This window comes from Rhizobium sp. 768_B6_N1_8 (genome assembly GCF_051811225.1).
Classification (GTDB): domain Bacteria; phylum Pseudomonadota; class Alphaproteobacteria; order Rhizobiales; family Rhizobiaceae; genus Rhizobium.
Genome location: NZ_JBPWPV010000001.1, coordinates 3,837,492 through 3,852,262 on the forward strand (window position 1 = coordinate 3,837,492; position 14,771 = coordinate 3,852,262).

Annotated in this window: 16 protein-coding genes; 9 read left to right on the forward strand and 7 right to left on the reverse strand. The window is 60.4% G+C overall.

Annotated elements, in window-relative coordinates; genetic code table 11:
* Positions 1-4 precede the first annotated feature (4 nt).
* From AB8B33_RS19650 to cysE, 5 genes are all read left to right on the forward strand, one after another.
* Positions 5-796, forward strand: a complete 792-nt coding sequence (locus AB8B33_RS19650; protein WP_439016600.1) for a creatininase family protein — start codon at positions 5-7, stop codon at positions 794-796.
* Between the two features lie 143 nt (positions 797-939).
* Entirely contained in the window at positions 940-2,031 is a 1,092-nt protein-coding gene (locus AB8B33_RS19655) for a CobW family GTP-binding protein (protein WP_439016601.1), read from the forward strand.
* On the forward strand, positions 2,031-3,023 hold the full coding sequence (locus AB8B33_RS19660) for a WD40 repeat domain-containing protein (protein WP_439016602.1): 993 nt from the start codon (positions 2,031-2,033) through the stop codon (positions 3,021-3,023). Before AB8B33_RS19655 ends, AB8B33_RS19660 begins: the two co-directional genes overlap by 1 nt.
* 4 nt (positions 3,024-3,027) lie before the next feature.
* Entirely contained in the window at positions 3,028-3,510 is a 483-nt protein-coding gene (locus tag AB8B33_RS19665; RefSeq protein WP_439016603.1) for a GNAT family N-acetyltransferase, read from the forward strand.
* 38 nt (positions 3,511-3,548) lie between these two features.
* Entirely contained in the window at positions 3,549-4,361 is an 813-nt protein-coding gene (cysE, locus tag AB8B33_RS19670; RefSeq protein WP_439016604.1) for a serine O-acetyltransferase, read from the forward strand.
* Here the strand turns inward: cysE and AB8B33_RS19675 are convergent.
* The gene (locus AB8B33_RS19675) at positions 4,358-5,515 is read right to left on the reverse strand and encodes a GGDEF domain-containing protein (RefSeq protein WP_439016605.1); all 1,158 of its coding nucleotides are present in this window, start codon (positions 5,513-5,515) and stop codon (positions 4,358-4,360) included. The two genes, cysE and AB8B33_RS19675, sit on opposite strands and share 4 nt — an antisense overlap.
* A gap of 101 nt (positions 5,516-5,616) precedes the next feature.
* The gene (locus AB8B33_RS19680) at positions 5,617-6,624 is read right to left on the reverse strand and encodes a serine hydrolase domain-containing protein (protein WP_439016606.1); all 1,008 of its coding nucleotides are present in this window, start codon (positions 6,622-6,624) and stop codon (positions 5,617-5,619) included.
* A gap of 163 nt (positions 6,625-6,787) precedes the next feature.
* Between AB8B33_RS19680 and AB8B33_RS19685 the strand changes: the two genes are divergently transcribed.
* Positions 6,788-7,753 (forward strand): NAD-dependent epimerase/dehydratase family protein, encoded by a 966-nt coding sequence (locus AB8B33_RS19685; RefSeq protein ID WP_439016607.1) that lies wholly within the window; start codon positions 6,788-6,790, stop codon positions 7,751-7,753.
* 62 nt (positions 7,754-7,815) lie between these two features.
* On the opposite strand, the gene AB8B33_RS19690 is transcribed toward AB8B33_RS19685, so the two are convergent.
* Positions 7,816-8,406 carry a GNAT family N-acetyltransferase gene (locus tag AB8B33_RS19690; RefSeq protein ID WP_113321905.1) on the reverse strand — a complete coding sequence of 197 codons (591 nt, stop codon included), beginning with the start codon at positions 8,404-8,406 and terminating at the stop codon, positions 7,816-7,818.
* Between the two features lie 96 nt (positions 8,407-8,502).
* On the reverse strand, positions 8,503-9,636 hold the full coding sequence (gene odc2 / locus AB8B33_RS19695) for an ornithine/lysine decarboxylase (RefSeq protein WP_439016608.1): 1,134 nt from the start codon (positions 9,634-9,636) through the stop codon (positions 8,503-8,505).
* 524 nt (positions 9,637-10,160) lie between these two features.
* Here odc2 and AB8B33_RS19700 point away from each other — a divergent pair.
* The 3 genes from AB8B33_RS19700 (at position 10,161) to AB8B33_RS19710 (ending at position 12,859) form a co-directional block, all read left to right on the forward strand.
* On the forward strand, positions 10,161-11,054 hold the full coding sequence (locus AB8B33_RS19700; protein WP_113321907.1) for a LysR family transcriptional regulator: 894 nt from the start codon (positions 10,161-10,163) through the stop codon (positions 11,052-11,054).
* 99 nt (positions 11,055-11,153) lie between these two features.
* The gene (locus AB8B33_RS19705; RefSeq protein WP_113321908.1) at positions 11,154-11,795 is read left to right on the forward strand and encodes a DUF1007 family protein; all 642 of its coding nucleotides are present in this window, start codon (positions 11,154-11,156) and stop codon (positions 11,793-11,795) included.
* Positions 11,789-12,859 carry a nickel/cobalt transporter gene (locus tag AB8B33_RS19710; protein ID WP_439016609.1) on the forward strand — a complete coding sequence of 357 codons (1,071 nt, stop codon included), beginning with the start codon at positions 11,789-11,791 and terminating at the stop codon, positions 12,857-12,859. The genes AB8B33_RS19705 and AB8B33_RS19710 overlap by 7 nt, the downstream gene beginning before the upstream one ends.
* Before the next feature lie 3 nt (positions 12,860-12,862).
* Here AB8B33_RS19710 and AB8B33_RS19715 read toward each other — a convergent pair whose 3' ends face one another.
* From AB8B33_RS19715 to AB8B33_RS19725, 3 genes are all read right to left on the reverse strand, one after another.
* On the reverse strand, positions 12,863-13,069 hold the full coding sequence (locus AB8B33_RS19715; protein WP_037104016.1) for a hypothetical protein: 207 nt from the start codon (positions 13,067-13,069) through the stop codon (positions 12,863-12,865).
* A gap of 86 nt (positions 13,070-13,155) precedes the next feature.
* Entirely contained in the window at positions 13,156-13,875 is a 720-nt protein-coding gene (locus AB8B33_RS19720; RefSeq protein WP_439016610.1) for a tellurite resistance TerB family protein, read from the reverse strand.
* Positions 13,876-14,006: 131 nt separating this feature from the next.
* A complete protein-coding gene (locus AB8B33_RS19725) occupies positions 14,007-14,645 on the reverse strand; it encodes a 2-dehydro-3-deoxy-phosphogluconate aldolase (RefSeq protein ID WP_113321911.1) in 639 nt (212 codons plus the stop codon).
* Positions 14,646-14,771 lie beyond the last annotated feature (126 nt).

Sequence of the window (14,771 nt, forward strand, 5' to 3'; positions counted from 1 at the left end):
CCCGATGTTGGTTCCGTCGTTCCGTTTCGAGGACAATGATCCGGCACTCGCTCCGGAGGCACGCCGCCGGTGGATAGCGGTCCTGCCACTCGGCGCACATGAACAGCACGGCCCCCATCTGCCCTTCGAAACCGACACATTGATCGCGCAGGGCATCGTCAACAGGCTGAAAACCGCCCTGCCGGCCGGTTTGCCCGTCACCGTACTCCCCATCGAATCGGTCGGCTACTCCTTAGAGCACATGGATGTTGAAGGAACGAAGACGCTCCCTTTCGATACAGCCGTAAAGCGCTGGCTCGATATCGCTGAAAACCTCTCGAAGCTCGGTATCCGCAAATTCGTGATGCTGAATGCCCATGGCGGCAACTCGCCGCTGATGACCATCGTCGCCACGGAAGCGCGTGTGCGCTTCAGCATGCTGGCCGTCGCCACGAGCTGGACCCGCTTCGGCCTGCCGGAGGGTGTGATCTTGCCGGATGAAAAGGCTGTAGACATTCATGGCGGAGATATCGAAACATCCGTCATGCTGGCGCTCTATCCGGACAGGGTGGATATGGAGAAAGCTGCCGACTTCCCTTCCAACCAGACAGAGTTCGCCCGGTGCTTCAAGCACCTGCGCGCCTATGGCCCGCATGCCTTCGGCTGGAAGATGTCCGATCTCAACCCGCAAGGCGCTGCAGGCAATGCGAAAAAGGCGACTGCAGAAAAGGGTGAGGCGCTGATAGCCCATGCGGTCAGCGGATTGGTGGAGCTGCTGCAGGATGTCGATGCTTTCGACGCAGAAACGCTGCGATGAAGGCGCGGCTTTGCATAGAAAGCAATGTGATCTTATAACATACAAAACCCTTTGAACTGCCGCTTCCAAGCGCCTATATGAAACCGACCCATTCAGGCCCCGCACTTTGCCCTCGGGGTCAATATCCTACTTTCGAGGTTCTCATGACCGACGCGATCCAGACACAGCAGAAGCCCATCCCCGTCACCGTGCTCACCGGTTATCTCGGTGCCGGCAAGACGACGCTGCTCAACCGCATCCTTTCCGAAAACCACGGCAAGAAATATGCAGTCATCGTCAACGAGTTCGGCGAGATCGGCATCGACAACGACCTGATCGTCGAATCCGACGAAGAAATCTACGAAATGAACAATGGCTGTGTGTGCTGCACGGTCCGAGGCGACCTGATCCGCGTCGTCGAGGGCCTGATGCGCCGTCCCGGCCGTTTTGACGGCATCATCGTCGAAACCACCGGCCTCGCCGATCCGGTTCCGGTTGCCCAGACCTTCTTCATGGATGATGACGTCCGCGCCAAGACCGAACTCGACGCCGTTGTTGCCCTCGTCGATGCCAAGCACCTGCCGCTGCGCCTGAAGGACAGCCGCGAGGCCGAAGACCAGATCGCCTTCGCCGACGTCGTTATCATCAACAAGACCGATCTCGTCACGCCAGAAGAACTGGCCCAGATCGAAGACATCGTGAACGCCATCAACCCCGCTGCTCGCGTCCACAAGACAAGCCGTTCCGGCGTTGATCTTGCCCGCGTTCTGGACCAGGGCGCCTTCAACCTCGAGCGCGCGCTGGAAAACGATCCGCATTTCCTCGAGCATGACCATGGTGATCATGTCTGCGGCCCGGACTGCGATCATGATCACCATGGTCATGACCACCATCATCACGATCATGACCACGACCATCACCACCATCATCATGGTGAGATGTCGGCCATCCATGACATAACGGTGCAGTCCGTTTCGCTGCGCGGCGGCGAGATGAACCCGGAGCGCTTCTTCCCCTGGATCCAGAAGATCACCCAGACGCAGGGCCCGAACATCCTGCGCCTCAAGGGCATCATCGCCTTCAAGGAGGACGCCGAGCGTTATGTCGTCCAGGGCGTGCATATGATCATCGAAGGCGATCACCAGCGTCCGTGGAAGGATGGCGAAAAGCACGAAAGCCGTCTCGTCTTCATCGGTCGCGACCTTGATCGCGCAAAGCTGGAAGAATCCTTCAAGGCGTGCGAGGCGACCGCCTGATGCCAACAGTTGCACCGCTTGATCTCGACGGCCACGTTCTGGCCGTCGAATTTTTAGGTGATGTCCCCTTTTTCGCGAATGCCGACGGTACCTTTCACCGGCTCGATGGCGGCGATAAGGTGATCGAAGCCCATCAGGGCATGCTGACAGCGATCCGCGACCCCTACAGCGAAAGCCTGATTTCGGGCGGCGAGGATGGCAAGGTGCTGCGCATTAGCGCTGACGGCGGCGTCAGCGAAATTGCCTCGGCCCCGCGCAAGTGGATTTCGCAAGTCGCCGCCGGCCCGCAGGGTGCGATCGCTTATTCCTATGGCAAGAGCACGCTCGTGCGCCTCACCGATGGCACGACGAAGGAATTTCCCGAAGAGCGCACGGTCGAAGGCATCGCCTTCGCACCCAAGGGCCTGCGCATCGCAGCAGCCCGTTATAACGGCGTATCGCTGCATTGGGTCGGCACAAGCGCCAAGCCTGTTGATCTCGAATGGAAGGGCGCCCATACCGGCGTCACGTTCTCGCCCGACGGCAATTTCCTGGTCACATCAATGCAGGAAAATGCGCTTCACGGCTGGAAGCTCGACGTCAAGTCGGGCACCGAAGCCCGCCACATGCGTATGACCGGCTATCCGGCCAAGGTGAAGTCGCTCTCCTGGTCCGCCAAGGGCAAGTGGCTTGCCTCCTCCGGTGCGCCTGCCGCCATCGTCTGGCCCTTCCAGGGCAAGGACGGTCCGATGGGCAAGGCGCCGCTGGAGCTCGGCACCCGCTCCAACATCATGGCAACTGCGGTGAAATTCCACCCGGTCGAGGATATACTCGCCATTGGCTTCATCGACGGCATGATCCTTGCCGTTCGCCTCGCCGACAGCAAGGAAGCGCTGCTGCGCCGCCCCGGCAGGGGCGCTATCACCGGTATGAGCTGGAGCAAGGACGGCAAGCTGCTCGCTTTTGCTTCCGAGACCGGCGATTGCGGCGTCGTGGATATTGCGACGGCCTGATCCCATGGCTGTCGAAGTTACAGCCCTGGGTTCCAAGGACATGTATGAGGCTGCCATGGTGCGGCGCATCGCACTATGGAGCGTGATGCCGCACCTTCCCGATCTTCACGCCCCTGAGGAAGACGAGGAATACTGGCGAACACATCTGCTGCGAGAACACACGGTTCTTGGCGCGCTTGTCGACAGACGGCTGGTTGGCGTTACCGCCTACGGCAATGGTTGGATCGAGCAGCTCTACGTTCTGCCCGACGCCCAGCGTGCGGGAATCGGTACGACGCTTCTCTCTTCGGCAATGAATGATATGGACGATATTCGCCTCTGGACCTTCCAGCAAAATCGCCGCGCCCGTGCCTTCTATGAATCACATGGATTCTCGTCCATTGAAGAAACAGACGGCAGCGGCAACGAGGAAAGAGAGCCCGACATGCTCTATCATTGGCGCCGCCTACCAGAACCGGTGTATGATCCCGGCCCAGCCCATCGCTGACACGCCGTCGCAAGAAGATTTTTGAGAAGGACCCGACAATGCCTGTTCCGAATAACGCTGCCGCCGATGAGCCGCGCGCGTTCTGGTCCGTCTGGTCGGCAATCCGCACGGAAGCGGTCGATCTGGCAACGCGGGAACCAACCCTGCGGACACTCCTTGAAACACAGATCATCCGCGCAGAGAATGACGCTGACATCATCGCGCATGTGATTTCGGCGCGCCTCTCAGTCGCGAGGGTCGATGCCGAAGACCTGTTCCAGCTGTTTTACAGCACACTGCAGGAACACCCCGATATCGGCGCCGCCATCGAAGCCGATCTTCTGGCCGTGCGCGAACGAGATCCCGCCTGCACCACCTATCTGCACGCATTGTTGAACCTCAAGGGCTTTCACGCCCTGCAGACCCATCGCATTGCCCATGCCCTGTGGATGGTTGGCCGTGTCGAGATTGCGAGCTGGCTTTCAAACCTCGCCTCGCTGGTCTTCGGTCCGGATATCCATCCGGCTGCAAGTATCGGTTCCTCGATCATGCTCGACCATGGGTCGGGCATCGTCATCGGCGAGACGGCCGTCATCGAAGATGAAGTCTCTATCCTGCAGAACGTTACGCTTGGTGGTACGGGCAAGGAGACAGGTGATCGCCACCCGAAAATCCGCCACGGCGTGATGATCGGCGCCGGTGCAAAGATCCTCGGCAATATCGAGATCGGCGCTTTCAGCAAGATCGCGGCCGGCAGTGTCGTACTGAAAGCGGTCCCAGCTCATTGCACGGTTGCCGGTGTTCCGGCGGCTGTCGTGCGTATTCATCGCAATGATGAAATTCCGGCCGAAACGATGGATCAGAATATCTAAGCGGCTTGCTGGTTTTCTCCTGCCGCCTCGACGCGGTTGCGGCCTTCGCGCTTCGAACGGTAGAGCGCCTCATCCGCCTTCTGCACGAGCCGCTCGAAATCCCCGGCCTCGTCCGTGCGTGTGGAAACGCCGATGCTCAACGTTGGGAAGATCGCCAGATCCGGCATCTGCATGACGGCTGCCGCAAAGGAAAGACGGATGCGGTTTGCGATCTCTATCGCCTCGTCCCGATCGACATTGCGGAGCACCGCCAGGAATTCATCCCCGCCTTGCCGGGCGAGCGGATCTCCGGAGCGCATGATGCCCTTCGACACTTTAGAGAAAAGTCGCAGGACCTCGTCGCCGGCGGCATGACCGTGCTGGTCGTTCAACTGCTTGAAATTGTCGATATCGATGACGAGGAGCGATACCGGCTGGCCGGTAAGCAACGGCACATGCTGGGCCAGGCCGCTACGGTTGAGCATTCCGGTCAGGGGATCGTGATGCGCAAGCTCGATGAGCTGGTTCCGGCTCCTTTCGGCCGCCATCAGCACCATTGCCATGCTGCGAAGCATGATGAAGGCCACGGCCGATACCGCCATCCAGCTATGGATGACGCTGCCGCCGAAGGGATCCGGCCCGCCGATGTCTCCGGTTGCGGCGAGAAGGCTGCGAACTGCGAAGATCGCCGCGGTGACGACGTAAAGCCCCAGAAGAAGAGCCGCCGAATAAAGTTTCTCGCGGCGGAGAATGCCGGCTGCTTCCCTCGCGATCGTGATATCACAGAGGCAGCAGATCACCGAGACATAGAGGAGACGCTCAGATATCGCTGCGGGATCGCTGATGAAAAGCGCCACGGGCATGCTGCCGCAGACTATCACGAGCCAGGAATAGCGCCGGTCGATGGGATGTCCCGCAAAGGCGCGGACGGCAAAGAACATCAGCATGTAGCCGACGATGGTCAGCACATTACCCGCGTCGATGGAGATATAGTAGGGAACGAGATTGCGCAGCGCGACGAGGAAGGAACCGATACCGACGAGCAGGTTGCTGGCGCCCCACCAGAGCGGCCAGCGTTCGAAGCGGCCCGTCGCATAGGCAGCGAACTGGAGAGCGCTCAGAACGACGCAGCTCACCGCAACGATGAAATAAATTGTCCGCAGATCCAGCAGCATCGAGCCTATCCCGAAGTCCCACACCGCAGACCCTACAGGAAGCGATTTGCAGTTTGATTGGATGCTTCGCTAAAAATTTAGCGACATTTGGTTTTTCAGCGTCAGGCAGCCCGTACCGCGCCGATGATGTCAGCCAGCAGGCCGTGCAGCGAATCCCGATAGCCGTTGCGCGCGGAAGGGCCGCTCTCCTCGGAGGTCATGACGACCGTGAGATTGAGCGACGGCACGATATAGAGCATCTGGCCTCCATAGCCCCAGGCGAAATGCACCTGCTCTCCGCCGATCTGCCGCGTAAACCAGCCGTAACCATATTCATCGCCCGAGAAGCGCGAATTGGTGCGGCGCTGCCAGGATTGGGCAACCCAGTCCGCCGGAACCACCTGTTTGCCTTCGTCCGTGCGCCCGCCGTTGCGGTAAAGCTCACCGAAAGCAAGCAAGGATCGGGCGCTCATCGCCATCTGGTTGCCGCCGAGATAGATGCCTTGCGGATCGCGCTCCCAAGCACCGATGCTAAAGCCCTCGACGGGACCGAGCCACTCTCGCGCCAGCGCCAGCGTCGACTTGCCGCCGACTTTGGTCAAAATAGCGGAGAGAAGATGCGTCGAGGCCGTGGAATAGAGCATCTCCCCGCCCGGCTGATCGACGAAAGGCTGCGAGAGCGCAAAACGCACCCAGTTGCGTGAGGAGACCCAGCGGCCGTAATTCGGCCCGGACATGCGATCCAACCCCGCCTGCATGGAGAGCAGATTGCCGATCGTGATATCGTTGAGGCGAGCATCCGGAGAAGCAGGCAGATCCGCCTTCAGGATCGGCGCGATCTTCTGATCCGGCCCTTCCAGCAGGCCCTTGCCGATAGCAATGCCGACCAGCGCCGAAATAATCGATTTCGAAGCGGATTTGATGTTGCTCGGCTCCGACGGCGTATGACCGCGATAGCCATGCTCTGCCACCGCGCGCCCATTACGGGCGACAATGACGGTTTTCAGCGGTTTCAGCTCATCCCGACTTCCGAGACTATCCAGAAGAGTGGAGACGGAGCTTCCCTGCTGCTGGGCGAGAGCGGCAATAGGGGCGAGCAGCAGAAGGCAGAGAGCGAGGCGCTTGATCATGGAGCGATGAGCTAGCGCAGCTACGCGGTGAAATCAGCAGCGGAAAGCGCCGATTCACGCGGACGTGAAACTTTATGATCCGCGCACTGGCCACTTGCAGTTCCGCGAAGCGGCACGACATACTGCGCATGACCAGCCCATATGCGCATCTGGAGGAGACTGCATGGCCCGCGTGATCGTCATCGGAGCAACAGGACATGTCGGCACCTATCTCGTACCCCGCCTCGTCGAGGCCGGCCATGAGGTGGTAGCGATCAGCCGCGGCACGGCCGCGCCCTATAAGGCGCATGAAGCATGGAGTCGCGCCGATATCAGGCATATGGACCGCGCAGCGCTCGAAGCCGAAGGCCGCTTCGGCGATGCGATCCGTGCGCTGGAGGGCGAGATCGTCATCGACATGATCTGCTTCACGCCGGAAAGCAACGAACAGCTCGCAACCGCGCTTGAGGGTCATGTCCGCCATTTTCTTCATACCGGCACGATCTGGACGCATGGTTTCTCAACGGTGGTCCCGACACCGGAGGAGGCACCGAAGAAGCCCTTCGGTGACTACGGCGTGAAGAAAGCGGCGATCGAATTCGACCTGCTGCGGAGGGCGCGAGAGAAAAACTTTCCCGTAACGCTGATCCATCCCGGCCACATCGTCGGTCCCGGCTGGAACCCGTTGAACCCCGCCGGCCATTTCAACCCCGCTGTCTTCACGACGCTGGCACGCGGCGAAACGCTTGCGCTGCCGAATTTCGGCATGGAAACGGTGCATCATGTCCATGCCGACGACATTGCTGAGCTCTTCATGGCCGCCATCGCAAAGCCCGAGGCGGCGATTGGCGAGGCCTTCCACGCGGTATCGGAAAAGGCTGTCACGCTGCGAGGCTACGCCGAGGCGATGGCGGCCTGGTTCGGCCAGGAAGCGAAGCTGGAATTCCTTCCCTATGAGGCCTGGGCAAAAAAACAGAACCCGGAAGAGGCCAGAGCTACCTGGGAGCATATCGCCCGCAGCCCCAACTGTTCGATGGAAAAAGCCCGCCGGCTGCTCGGATTCGCGCCGCGGCACACCTCACTACAAGCCGTGCAGGAAGCCGTCCGCTGGCTGATCGGCAATGGCCGCGTCGAGGCAAAGGCTCCCTGAGCTATCAGTGATAGCCCTTCAACAAAAAAGCCGCTCCCGAGAAAGGGAGGGGCTTCAGCCGGTCAGGCCGCCTTCCGGACCGGCGCGCCGGCCAGCATGCGTCCCGAAGGAACGATCATGCCGGCCGCGCCGCCAAGCCAGCCCTCGACGAGCTCAAGCGCCAGAAAGCGCGAGCGTTCGAAGGGGCCGGGCATGACAAGGTGACGAGCCTTCTCGGCAAAAAAGCCGAAACGCTCGTAATAGTCCGCATCGCCGACGAGCAGGATCGCGCCGTGGCCGCGGTTTTTTGCTTCGAGGATCGCCGCGCGCATCAGCGCAGAGCCGATGCCCTTGCCGCCATGCTTACCATCGACGGCGAGCGGGCCGAGCAGCAGCGCGTCGAGCGGCGTACCCTCGTAGTTGATGCCGGCTTCGACATTCCAGAGGCGCACCGTGCCGATCACATGGCCGTCGCGATCGCGCGCGACCAGCGCCAGGCCTTCGGCCGGTACACGGTTGCGGCGGATCATTTCCGACGACTTCTTGCGGCGATCCGAGCCCATGACGCGGTCAAGCAGGGTTTCGCGAGCGACGACATCGGACGGATTTTCCGCGTCGATGGTGAAAGTAACAGGCGCAAAGAATGCGCGGACAGAATCAAGAACAGCGGCCATCTTGGCCTCCCGTACCCAATACCGTTATCAGCGGTGATGACTGGAAATTGTGAAGTTGCCGCCCCGGCTGGTTACGGGGCTGGCAGAAACAAGACCTTAGATGACGTAGGCTTTCAGCGGCTCAAAGCCATTGAAAGCGACCGCCGAATAGGTCGTCGTGTAGGCGCCGGTACCTTCGATCAGAACCTCGTCGCCGATCGTCAGAGACATCGGCAGCGGATAGAGGTTCCTTTCGTACAGCACGTCGGCCGAATCGCAGGTCGGGCCGGCGATCACGCAGGGCTCCATCTCGTCGCCGTCGCGCTCGGTGCGGATCGGGTAGCGGATGGCCTCGTCCATCGTCTCGGCGAGACCGCCGAACTTGCCGATGTCGAGGAAGACCCAGCGGGCGTCGTCATTGTCCGACTTCTTGGAAATCAGCACGACTTCAGCCTTGATGACACCTGCATTGCCAACCATGCCGCGACCTGGCTCGATGATCGTCTGCGGGATCTGGTTGCCGAAATGCGTACGCAGCGCCTGGTAGATCGACTTGCCGTAAGCTTCTGCGGACGGAACATCGCGCAGATACTTGGTCGGGAAGCCGCCGCCCATATTGACCATCTGCAGGTGGATGCCCTGCTTGGCAAGCTGGACGAAGACCCGCTTGGCATCGGCAAGAGCCGAATCCCAGGCATCGACCTTGGTCATCTGCGAGCCGACATGGAACGAGACGCCGTAGGACTGCAGGCCGAGCTGATGAGCGTAGACGAGAACGTCGACGGCCATCTGCGGAACGCAGCCGAACTTGCGCGACAGCGGCCATTCAGCGCCTTCACCATCGGTCAGGACGCGGCAGAAAACGCGCGCACCCGGAGCTGCACGGGAAATCTTCTCGACTTCTTCGTGGCTGTCGACGGCGAAGAGGCTGACGCCGAGTGCATGCGCACGGGCGACGTCGCGTTCCTTCTTGATCGTGTTGCCGTAGGAGATACGGGCTGCGGTCGCACCGGCTTCGAGCGCCATTTCGATTTCTGCGACGGACGCGCAATCGAAGTTGGAGCCGAGGCCTGCAAGCAGCTTCAGCACTTCCGGAGCCGGGTTGGCCTTGACGGCATAGTAGATGGCGCTGTCCGGCATGGCGTGACGGAAGGCGTGAAAATTGTCGCTGATGACGTCGAGGTCAACCACGAGGCAGGGACCGTCGGGACGTCGGGTTGCGAGAAAGTCGCGGATGCGCTGGGTGGTCATATCGATTCCCTCTTCCAATTCCAGAGCTCCGGCACGAACCGGAGGACAAAGGGCATACAAGAACCGCTCAGGAACCAGCCGGTGGAGACCCCGGATCCTTGACGGCGCTTGATGCGCGAATAGTGAACCAACGCCGCTGACGCGGTATGGGTTCGGCTTTGTCTGCCATGGATTGGAGGGAGTATCCCTGCCGCACTTCCGGCAATGAAGGTGTGCCTCTTCAGTAACCCCCGCTGATGGAAAGCAGGGAGAGAACAAAAAGGCCCGCACCGTCGTTGCTTCAGGCGTCCTCGCATTTTCCGGTTGGCCGGAATAGCGACTGGAGGGGTTAATTCCAGGTACCTTACCGATTTCCTCACCAATTCGAGGGTTCGGCGGACACCCATGGGCACGTGCGACTTTGGGCTGAGGTGGAAATAAGAATATTCGCCGACATAATCAAGAGAATTTTTGATCAAGCCCCAAAAATAAATTGAACACGACAGCCAGATTTGTTCAACATTCTGAAACAGATCGGAGGAATCATGGACACGCTGACCCGCATACGCGCCTTCATCGATGTGGTCGAAGCGGAAGGTTTTTCCGCCGCCGCGCGGCGCACCGGCCGCTCCAAGGCGCTGCTCTCGAAATATGTACGCGAACTGGAGGACGAACTCGGCGCCCTGCTGCTCAATCGCACCACCCGTCAGTTCTCGATGACCGAGGCCGGACACACCTATTATCGCACGGCGTCCGACATCCTGAAGGAGATCGACAACCTCGCCGACCTCGTGCGCGAGAATAATGCGCAGCTGAAGGGCCGCCTGAAGGTCTCTGTGCCGCGCACCTTCGTCGATGCCGATGTCGGCCAATCGTTAATCGATTTCGCCAAGGAAAATCCAAACCTGCAGCTGGAGATCGCCGCCGACGACCGATTCGTCGACCTGATCGAGGAAGGCTTCGACGTCGCGGTCCGCGTCACCAAACTCGAAGATTCCGGTATGATCGCCCGCAAGATCTCCGATTTCCGCGTCCATATCTGCGCCACGCCGGAATTCCTCGAACGCTACCCCAATATCGAGCATCCGAGCGATATCTCGAACGTGCCCTTCATCGTCGATACCAATTCCCGCAACCAGGCGAGCATCCGCTTCTACAATCCCGACAGCACCTCCTTTGCGGTCGCCGTTTCCGGCCCGATGGAAGTCAACAGCCCGCACGCGACACTGCGCGCCGCGCTGTCAGGGATCGGCATTGCGTTGATTCCAGACTTCATCGCTCGCAAACCGATTGAGGACGGCAGGCTGGTGACGTTGTTCAACGACTATATTCCGACTGACCGCGGCATCTATGCCGTCTATCCGCACCGCCGCTATCTGCCGGCAAAGGTCAGGATCTTCGTGGACTACCTTTACAACTGGTTTAAGAAACATCCCTGAAGCGAGCGGGATGCGCGCCCAAGCGTCGCAGGGGCGGTCCCAATTCCGTCCCATTTTCTGGTGAGAAATCACCCCAACCGAACAGGGCAGCGGGTAAGCATGAAAAGATCGACACTTCTGACGGCTGGGCTTCTTTCGCTCGCCCCCGCCACCGCCTTCGCCCATCCGCATATCTTCGTGGAAGCGCGGCTGGAAGTTGTCGCAGCACCCGACGGCAGCATTCAGGAACTGCGCAATGTCTGGCGCTTCGATGAGGTCTTCTCCTCTTCGGTCGTCATGGATTTCGACAAGAACACCGATCTGAAGTTGGAGCCGAACGAACTTGCCGAGGTCGGCAAAACGGTCCGAGATTCGCTTGCCGACTACGATTACTACATGAACTTGACGATCAACGGGAAGAACATCACCGTCCAGAAGCCCGACATCATCCACGTCGACTACAAGGAAGGTCAGCTTCTGATGTTTTTTGCGGTCAAACCGGTCGAAAAGATGCCGCTGAAGGGCAAGCTGACCTTCGGCGTCTATGATCCGACGCTCTACACCTCGATCGACTTCCCGACCGACAACGAACTCGCCACGGTCGGCGACGGCTTCAAGGCTTGCAAGCACGCAGTCGTGCGCCCGGACGCAGACGAGGTAATCTCGGAAAACAAGCAGTCGCTGACCGACGCTTTCTTCAACGATCCGACCGGCACCAATATGTCGAAGCTCTTTGCCACCCGGCTGGAGGTCACATGCTGATAAAGCGCCTGCCCCTCGCCCTGCTTGCGATCGCTGTCATGACCGTCGCTGCCCATGCGCAATCGCCGCTCGGCATCGGTACGGCCGAGCCGAGCTTCCAGCCGACGGGCGGGCCGCTGGCGCCACTCTTTCTCTACGTGAATTACGAGCAGCAGGCCTTCTATCGTGCGCTGACTGGCGCGCTGAAGGAGATGCGCCAGGATCCCTGGCAGCTTTCCTCGCTGATCGGCCTTTCCTTTGCCTATGGCGTCTTTCATGCCGCCGGCCCCGGCCACGGTAAGGCCGTCATCTCGTCCTACATGATCGCCAACGAAGTCGAGCTTCGACGTGGCATCGTCATCTCCTTCATCTCAGCCTTCGTCCAGGGCGTTATGGCCGTCGTGCTTGTCGGCGGCGCGTGGCTGGTGCTGCGCGGCACCGGTATCACGCTGACCATGGCAACACAGGCCATGGAAATCGCAAGCTTCGTGATGGTCATCCTCTTCGGTGGCTGGCTGCTCTTCCGAAAGCTGCGCTCGATGGCCGGCAGCCTGCCACGCCGTCGGCTCATGGCAACGCCGGCCGGGCCTGTCAGCATGATGCTGGACTGGAAGGACAATGCCGCCGAACGCCAGAGCGCCAATTTCAGCTTCAACGGCAAGGCGCAGGCCGTGGATCCCGGCCATACCTATGTGCCCGGCATGGTCTGCGAGACCTGCGGCAATTCACACCTACCCGATCCCTCGCTGGTCAGCGGCGACAAGTTTAGCGCGCGTGAGGCGTGGTCTGCGGTGATTGCCGTGGGCTTGCGCCCCTGCTCCGGCGCATTGCTGGTCATGACCTTCTCACTGCTGAACGGGCTTTATCTCGGCGGCGTGCTCTCGGTCGTCGCCATGTCGCTCGGCACCGCCATTACCGTTGCAATTCTTGCCACGCTCGCCGTCACTGCCAAGAGCACCGCGGTGCGCCTCTCCGGCCGCGGTTCGTCCGCCTCCGTCTGGATCGGCAATGCGATCGAGATATCAGGTGCAATTCTTGTAATCTTGATGGGTGTATTGCTGCTCGGAGCCTCCCTGCAGGGATAGTCTTCAGGGCTTTCTGCTGCGCTGATAGCGCGCCCGCAGCCAGAATATGCCGAAGAAACACATCAGCAGGCAGACGCCGACGATGACCGCCAATGTCGGCGAGAAACTGCCGATCCACAGCACGATGGTCGGCAGGAAGTAGATCACCAGCCCGGCAGAAAACAGGATGATAGCGGCGGCGATCGCCTGCGAACGGCTTTCCGGGCTCATGGACATGCTCACTCCTCTTGTCCGGGAGTGGATAGGCCAGCCGCTTCGCAAAGGCAACTGGCCCCAGGATCACTGTACCGCTGACATCACTGAGAGAGGGTGATCTTGGCGGAGGAAACCGTCGCCTCGATATGGTCGACGAGCTGATCGGGAAGACCGAGCCTGCCCGCAAGCAGATCGAGATAGCCGCGTTCGGCACGCGAATCCGGCTCGATCGTCAGGCGCGAGGCTGTGTAGAGCTCGACCTTCTGTTCCTCGGTCACGGCTGCGGCGATAAGTGCATCGATATCCGTCGGCTCCGAAAGCTCGCGTTCGATGAAGCTCGCTGCCTCGCCGCTGACATCGGCAGCCTTGACCTTGTCCATGATGAGCGCGCGCTCTGCATCGTCGATATGGCCATCGGCCTTGGCGGCAGCGATCATGGCACGGATGAGGATGAGCACGAATTCATTGCTGGTCGCCGGCGAGGCCGGACCGAAGCCGGATTCCGTGGGCGGAGGCAGGAGAACGGGATTGTTCGCCGTCGGCGCATCAGAGGGTGCCGCAGGCGCTTGCCCGGCCTGATAATTCTTCCAGGCCTGATATCCGAGACCTGCGATTGCTGCGAGACCGCTGATGGCGACGGCATTGCCGGCAATGTCGCGGCCGGTCTTGGTGCCGAGAAGGACGGCGGCAAGACCGGCGGTCTTCAACGGATTGTCCTTCGCCATCTGGATCGCGTCGCCCGCCCGGTCGCGCACGCTGCCGCCCACACCCGGCACTTGTGATCCCAGAAACTGGTCGAGTAGCTTCTTTGCGTCGAACATGTCCTCATCTTCTCCCTATTCTAGAGGCTGGAGGAGAACATAGGTTTGCGACTGCCGAAATACAAACGAGGGCGGCGCGGCCACCCTCGTTCAAAATCCACCTGCTCTAAAAACCGACAAGCTTTGAGAGCTCAGCCCTTCAGCGCGAACGCTTCGGAGGCGAGCTTGGTGATGCCTGCCCAATCGCCCGCAGCAACCAGTTCCTTCGGTGCGACCCACGAACCACCGACGCAGATGACGTTCGGCAGCGACAGATAGTCATTGGCATTCTTCAGCGAGATGCCGCCGGTCGGGCAAAAGAACGTGCCAGCAAGTGGCGAGGAAAGCGCCTTGAGATAGGCCGCACCACCAGCCTGTTCGGCCGGGAAGAACTTCAGCACCTGATAGCCTTCTTCGCGTAGCGCCATGACTTCGCTTGCGGTGGCAGCGCCCGGAAGCAGCGGCACCGGAGAATCGGCGGCGGCATCCAGAAGCTCCTGGGTTGTGCCGGGGCTGACGATGAACTTGGAGCCTGCCTGCACGGCGGCTTCCCAGTGGGCTGCGTTGAGGATCGTGCCGGCGCCGACTTCAGCGCCCTCTACCTCAGCAGCAACCGCGCGCACCGCCTCGAGAGCGGCCGGGGTGCGCATCGTGATCTCGATGGCCTTCAGACCGCCGGCAACGAGGGCTCGAGCGAGAGACACGGCCGACTTCGCGTCCTCGACGATCAGGACCGGAACGACGGGCTGGAGTTTCAGGATGGAAAGGAGTTTTTCTGTCTTCTCGCCCATGGCCACAGTTCCCTTAAACGATTGAAATCGGTTTTCGAATAGCGCCCTCACAGAGGCTTGTCGAGATAAAACCGGCCCCTACGACAAGCCGGGTATTAAATCATTATAAATTGGGGTACCGTGCGA

What these genes read in the sequence shown, in the direction of transcription:
- AB8B33_RS19725 (WP_113321911.1), bottom strand. Translation starts at nt 14,645, where the DNA reads ATGGGCGAGAAGACAGAAAAACTCCTTTCCATCCTGAAACTCCAGCCC.
- AB8B33_RS19700 (WP_113321907.1), top strand. Translation starts at nt 10,161, where the DNA reads ATGGACACGCTGACCCGCATACGCGCCTTCATCGATGTGGTCGAAGCG.
- AB8B33_RS19675 (WP_439016605.1), bottom strand. Translation starts at nt 5,515, where the DNA reads ATGCTGCTGGATCTGCGGACAATTTATTTCATCGTTGCGGTGAGCTGC.
- AB8B33_RS19655 (WP_439016601.1), top strand. Translation starts at nt 940, where the DNA reads ATGACCGACGCGATCCAGACACAGCAGAAGCCCATCCCCGTCACCGTG.
- odc2 (WP_439016608.1), bottom strand. Translation starts at nt 9,636, where the DNA reads ATGACCACCCAGCGCATCCGCGACTTTCTCGCAACCCGACGTCCCGAC.
- AB8B33_RS19650 (WP_439016600.1), top strand. Translation starts at nt 5, where the DNA reads ATGTTGGTTCCGTCGTTCCGTTTCGAGGACAATGATCCGGCACTCGCT.
- AB8B33_RS19685 (WP_439016607.1), top strand. Translation starts at nt 6,788, where the DNA reads ATGGCCCGCGTGATCGTCATCGGAGCAACAGGACATGTCGGCACCTAT.
- AB8B33_RS19665 (WP_439016603.1), top strand. Translation starts at nt 3,028, where the DNA reads ATGGCTGTCGAAGTTACAGCCCTGGGTTCCAAGGACATGTATGAGGCT.
- AB8B33_RS19705 (WP_113321908.1), top strand. Translation starts at nt 11,154, where the DNA reads ATGAAAAGATCGACACTTCTGACGGCTGGGCTTCTTTCGCTCGCCCCC.
- AB8B33_RS19720 (WP_439016610.1), bottom strand. Translation starts at nt 13,875, where the DNA reads ATGTTCGACGCAAAGAAGCTACTCGACCAGTTTCTGGGATCACAAGTG.
- cysE (WP_439016604.1), top strand. Translation starts at nt 3,549, where the DNA reads ATGCCTGTTCCGAATAACGCTGCCGCCGATGAGCCGCGCGCGTTCTGG.
- AB8B33_RS19660 (WP_439016602.1), top strand. Translation starts at nt 2,031, where the DNA reads ATGCCAACAGTTGCACCGCTTGATCTCGACGGCCACGTTCTGGCCGTC.
- AB8B33_RS19680 (WP_439016606.1), bottom strand. Translation starts at nt 6,624, where the DNA reads ATGATCAAGCGCCTCGCTCTCTGCCTTCTGCTGCTCGCCCCTATTGCC.
- AB8B33_RS19715 (WP_037104016.1), bottom strand. Translation starts at nt 13,069, where the DNA reads ATGAGCCCGGAAAGCCGTTCGCAGGCGATCGCCGCCGCTATCATCCTG.
- AB8B33_RS19710 (WP_439016609.1), top strand. Translation starts at nt 11,789, where the DNA reads ATGCTGATAAAGCGCCTGCCCCTCGCCCTGCTTGCGATCGCTGTCATG.
- AB8B33_RS19690 (WP_113321905.1), bottom strand. Translation starts at nt 8,406, where the DNA reads ATGGCCGCTGTTCTTGATTCTGTCCGCGCATTCTTTGCGCCTGTTACT.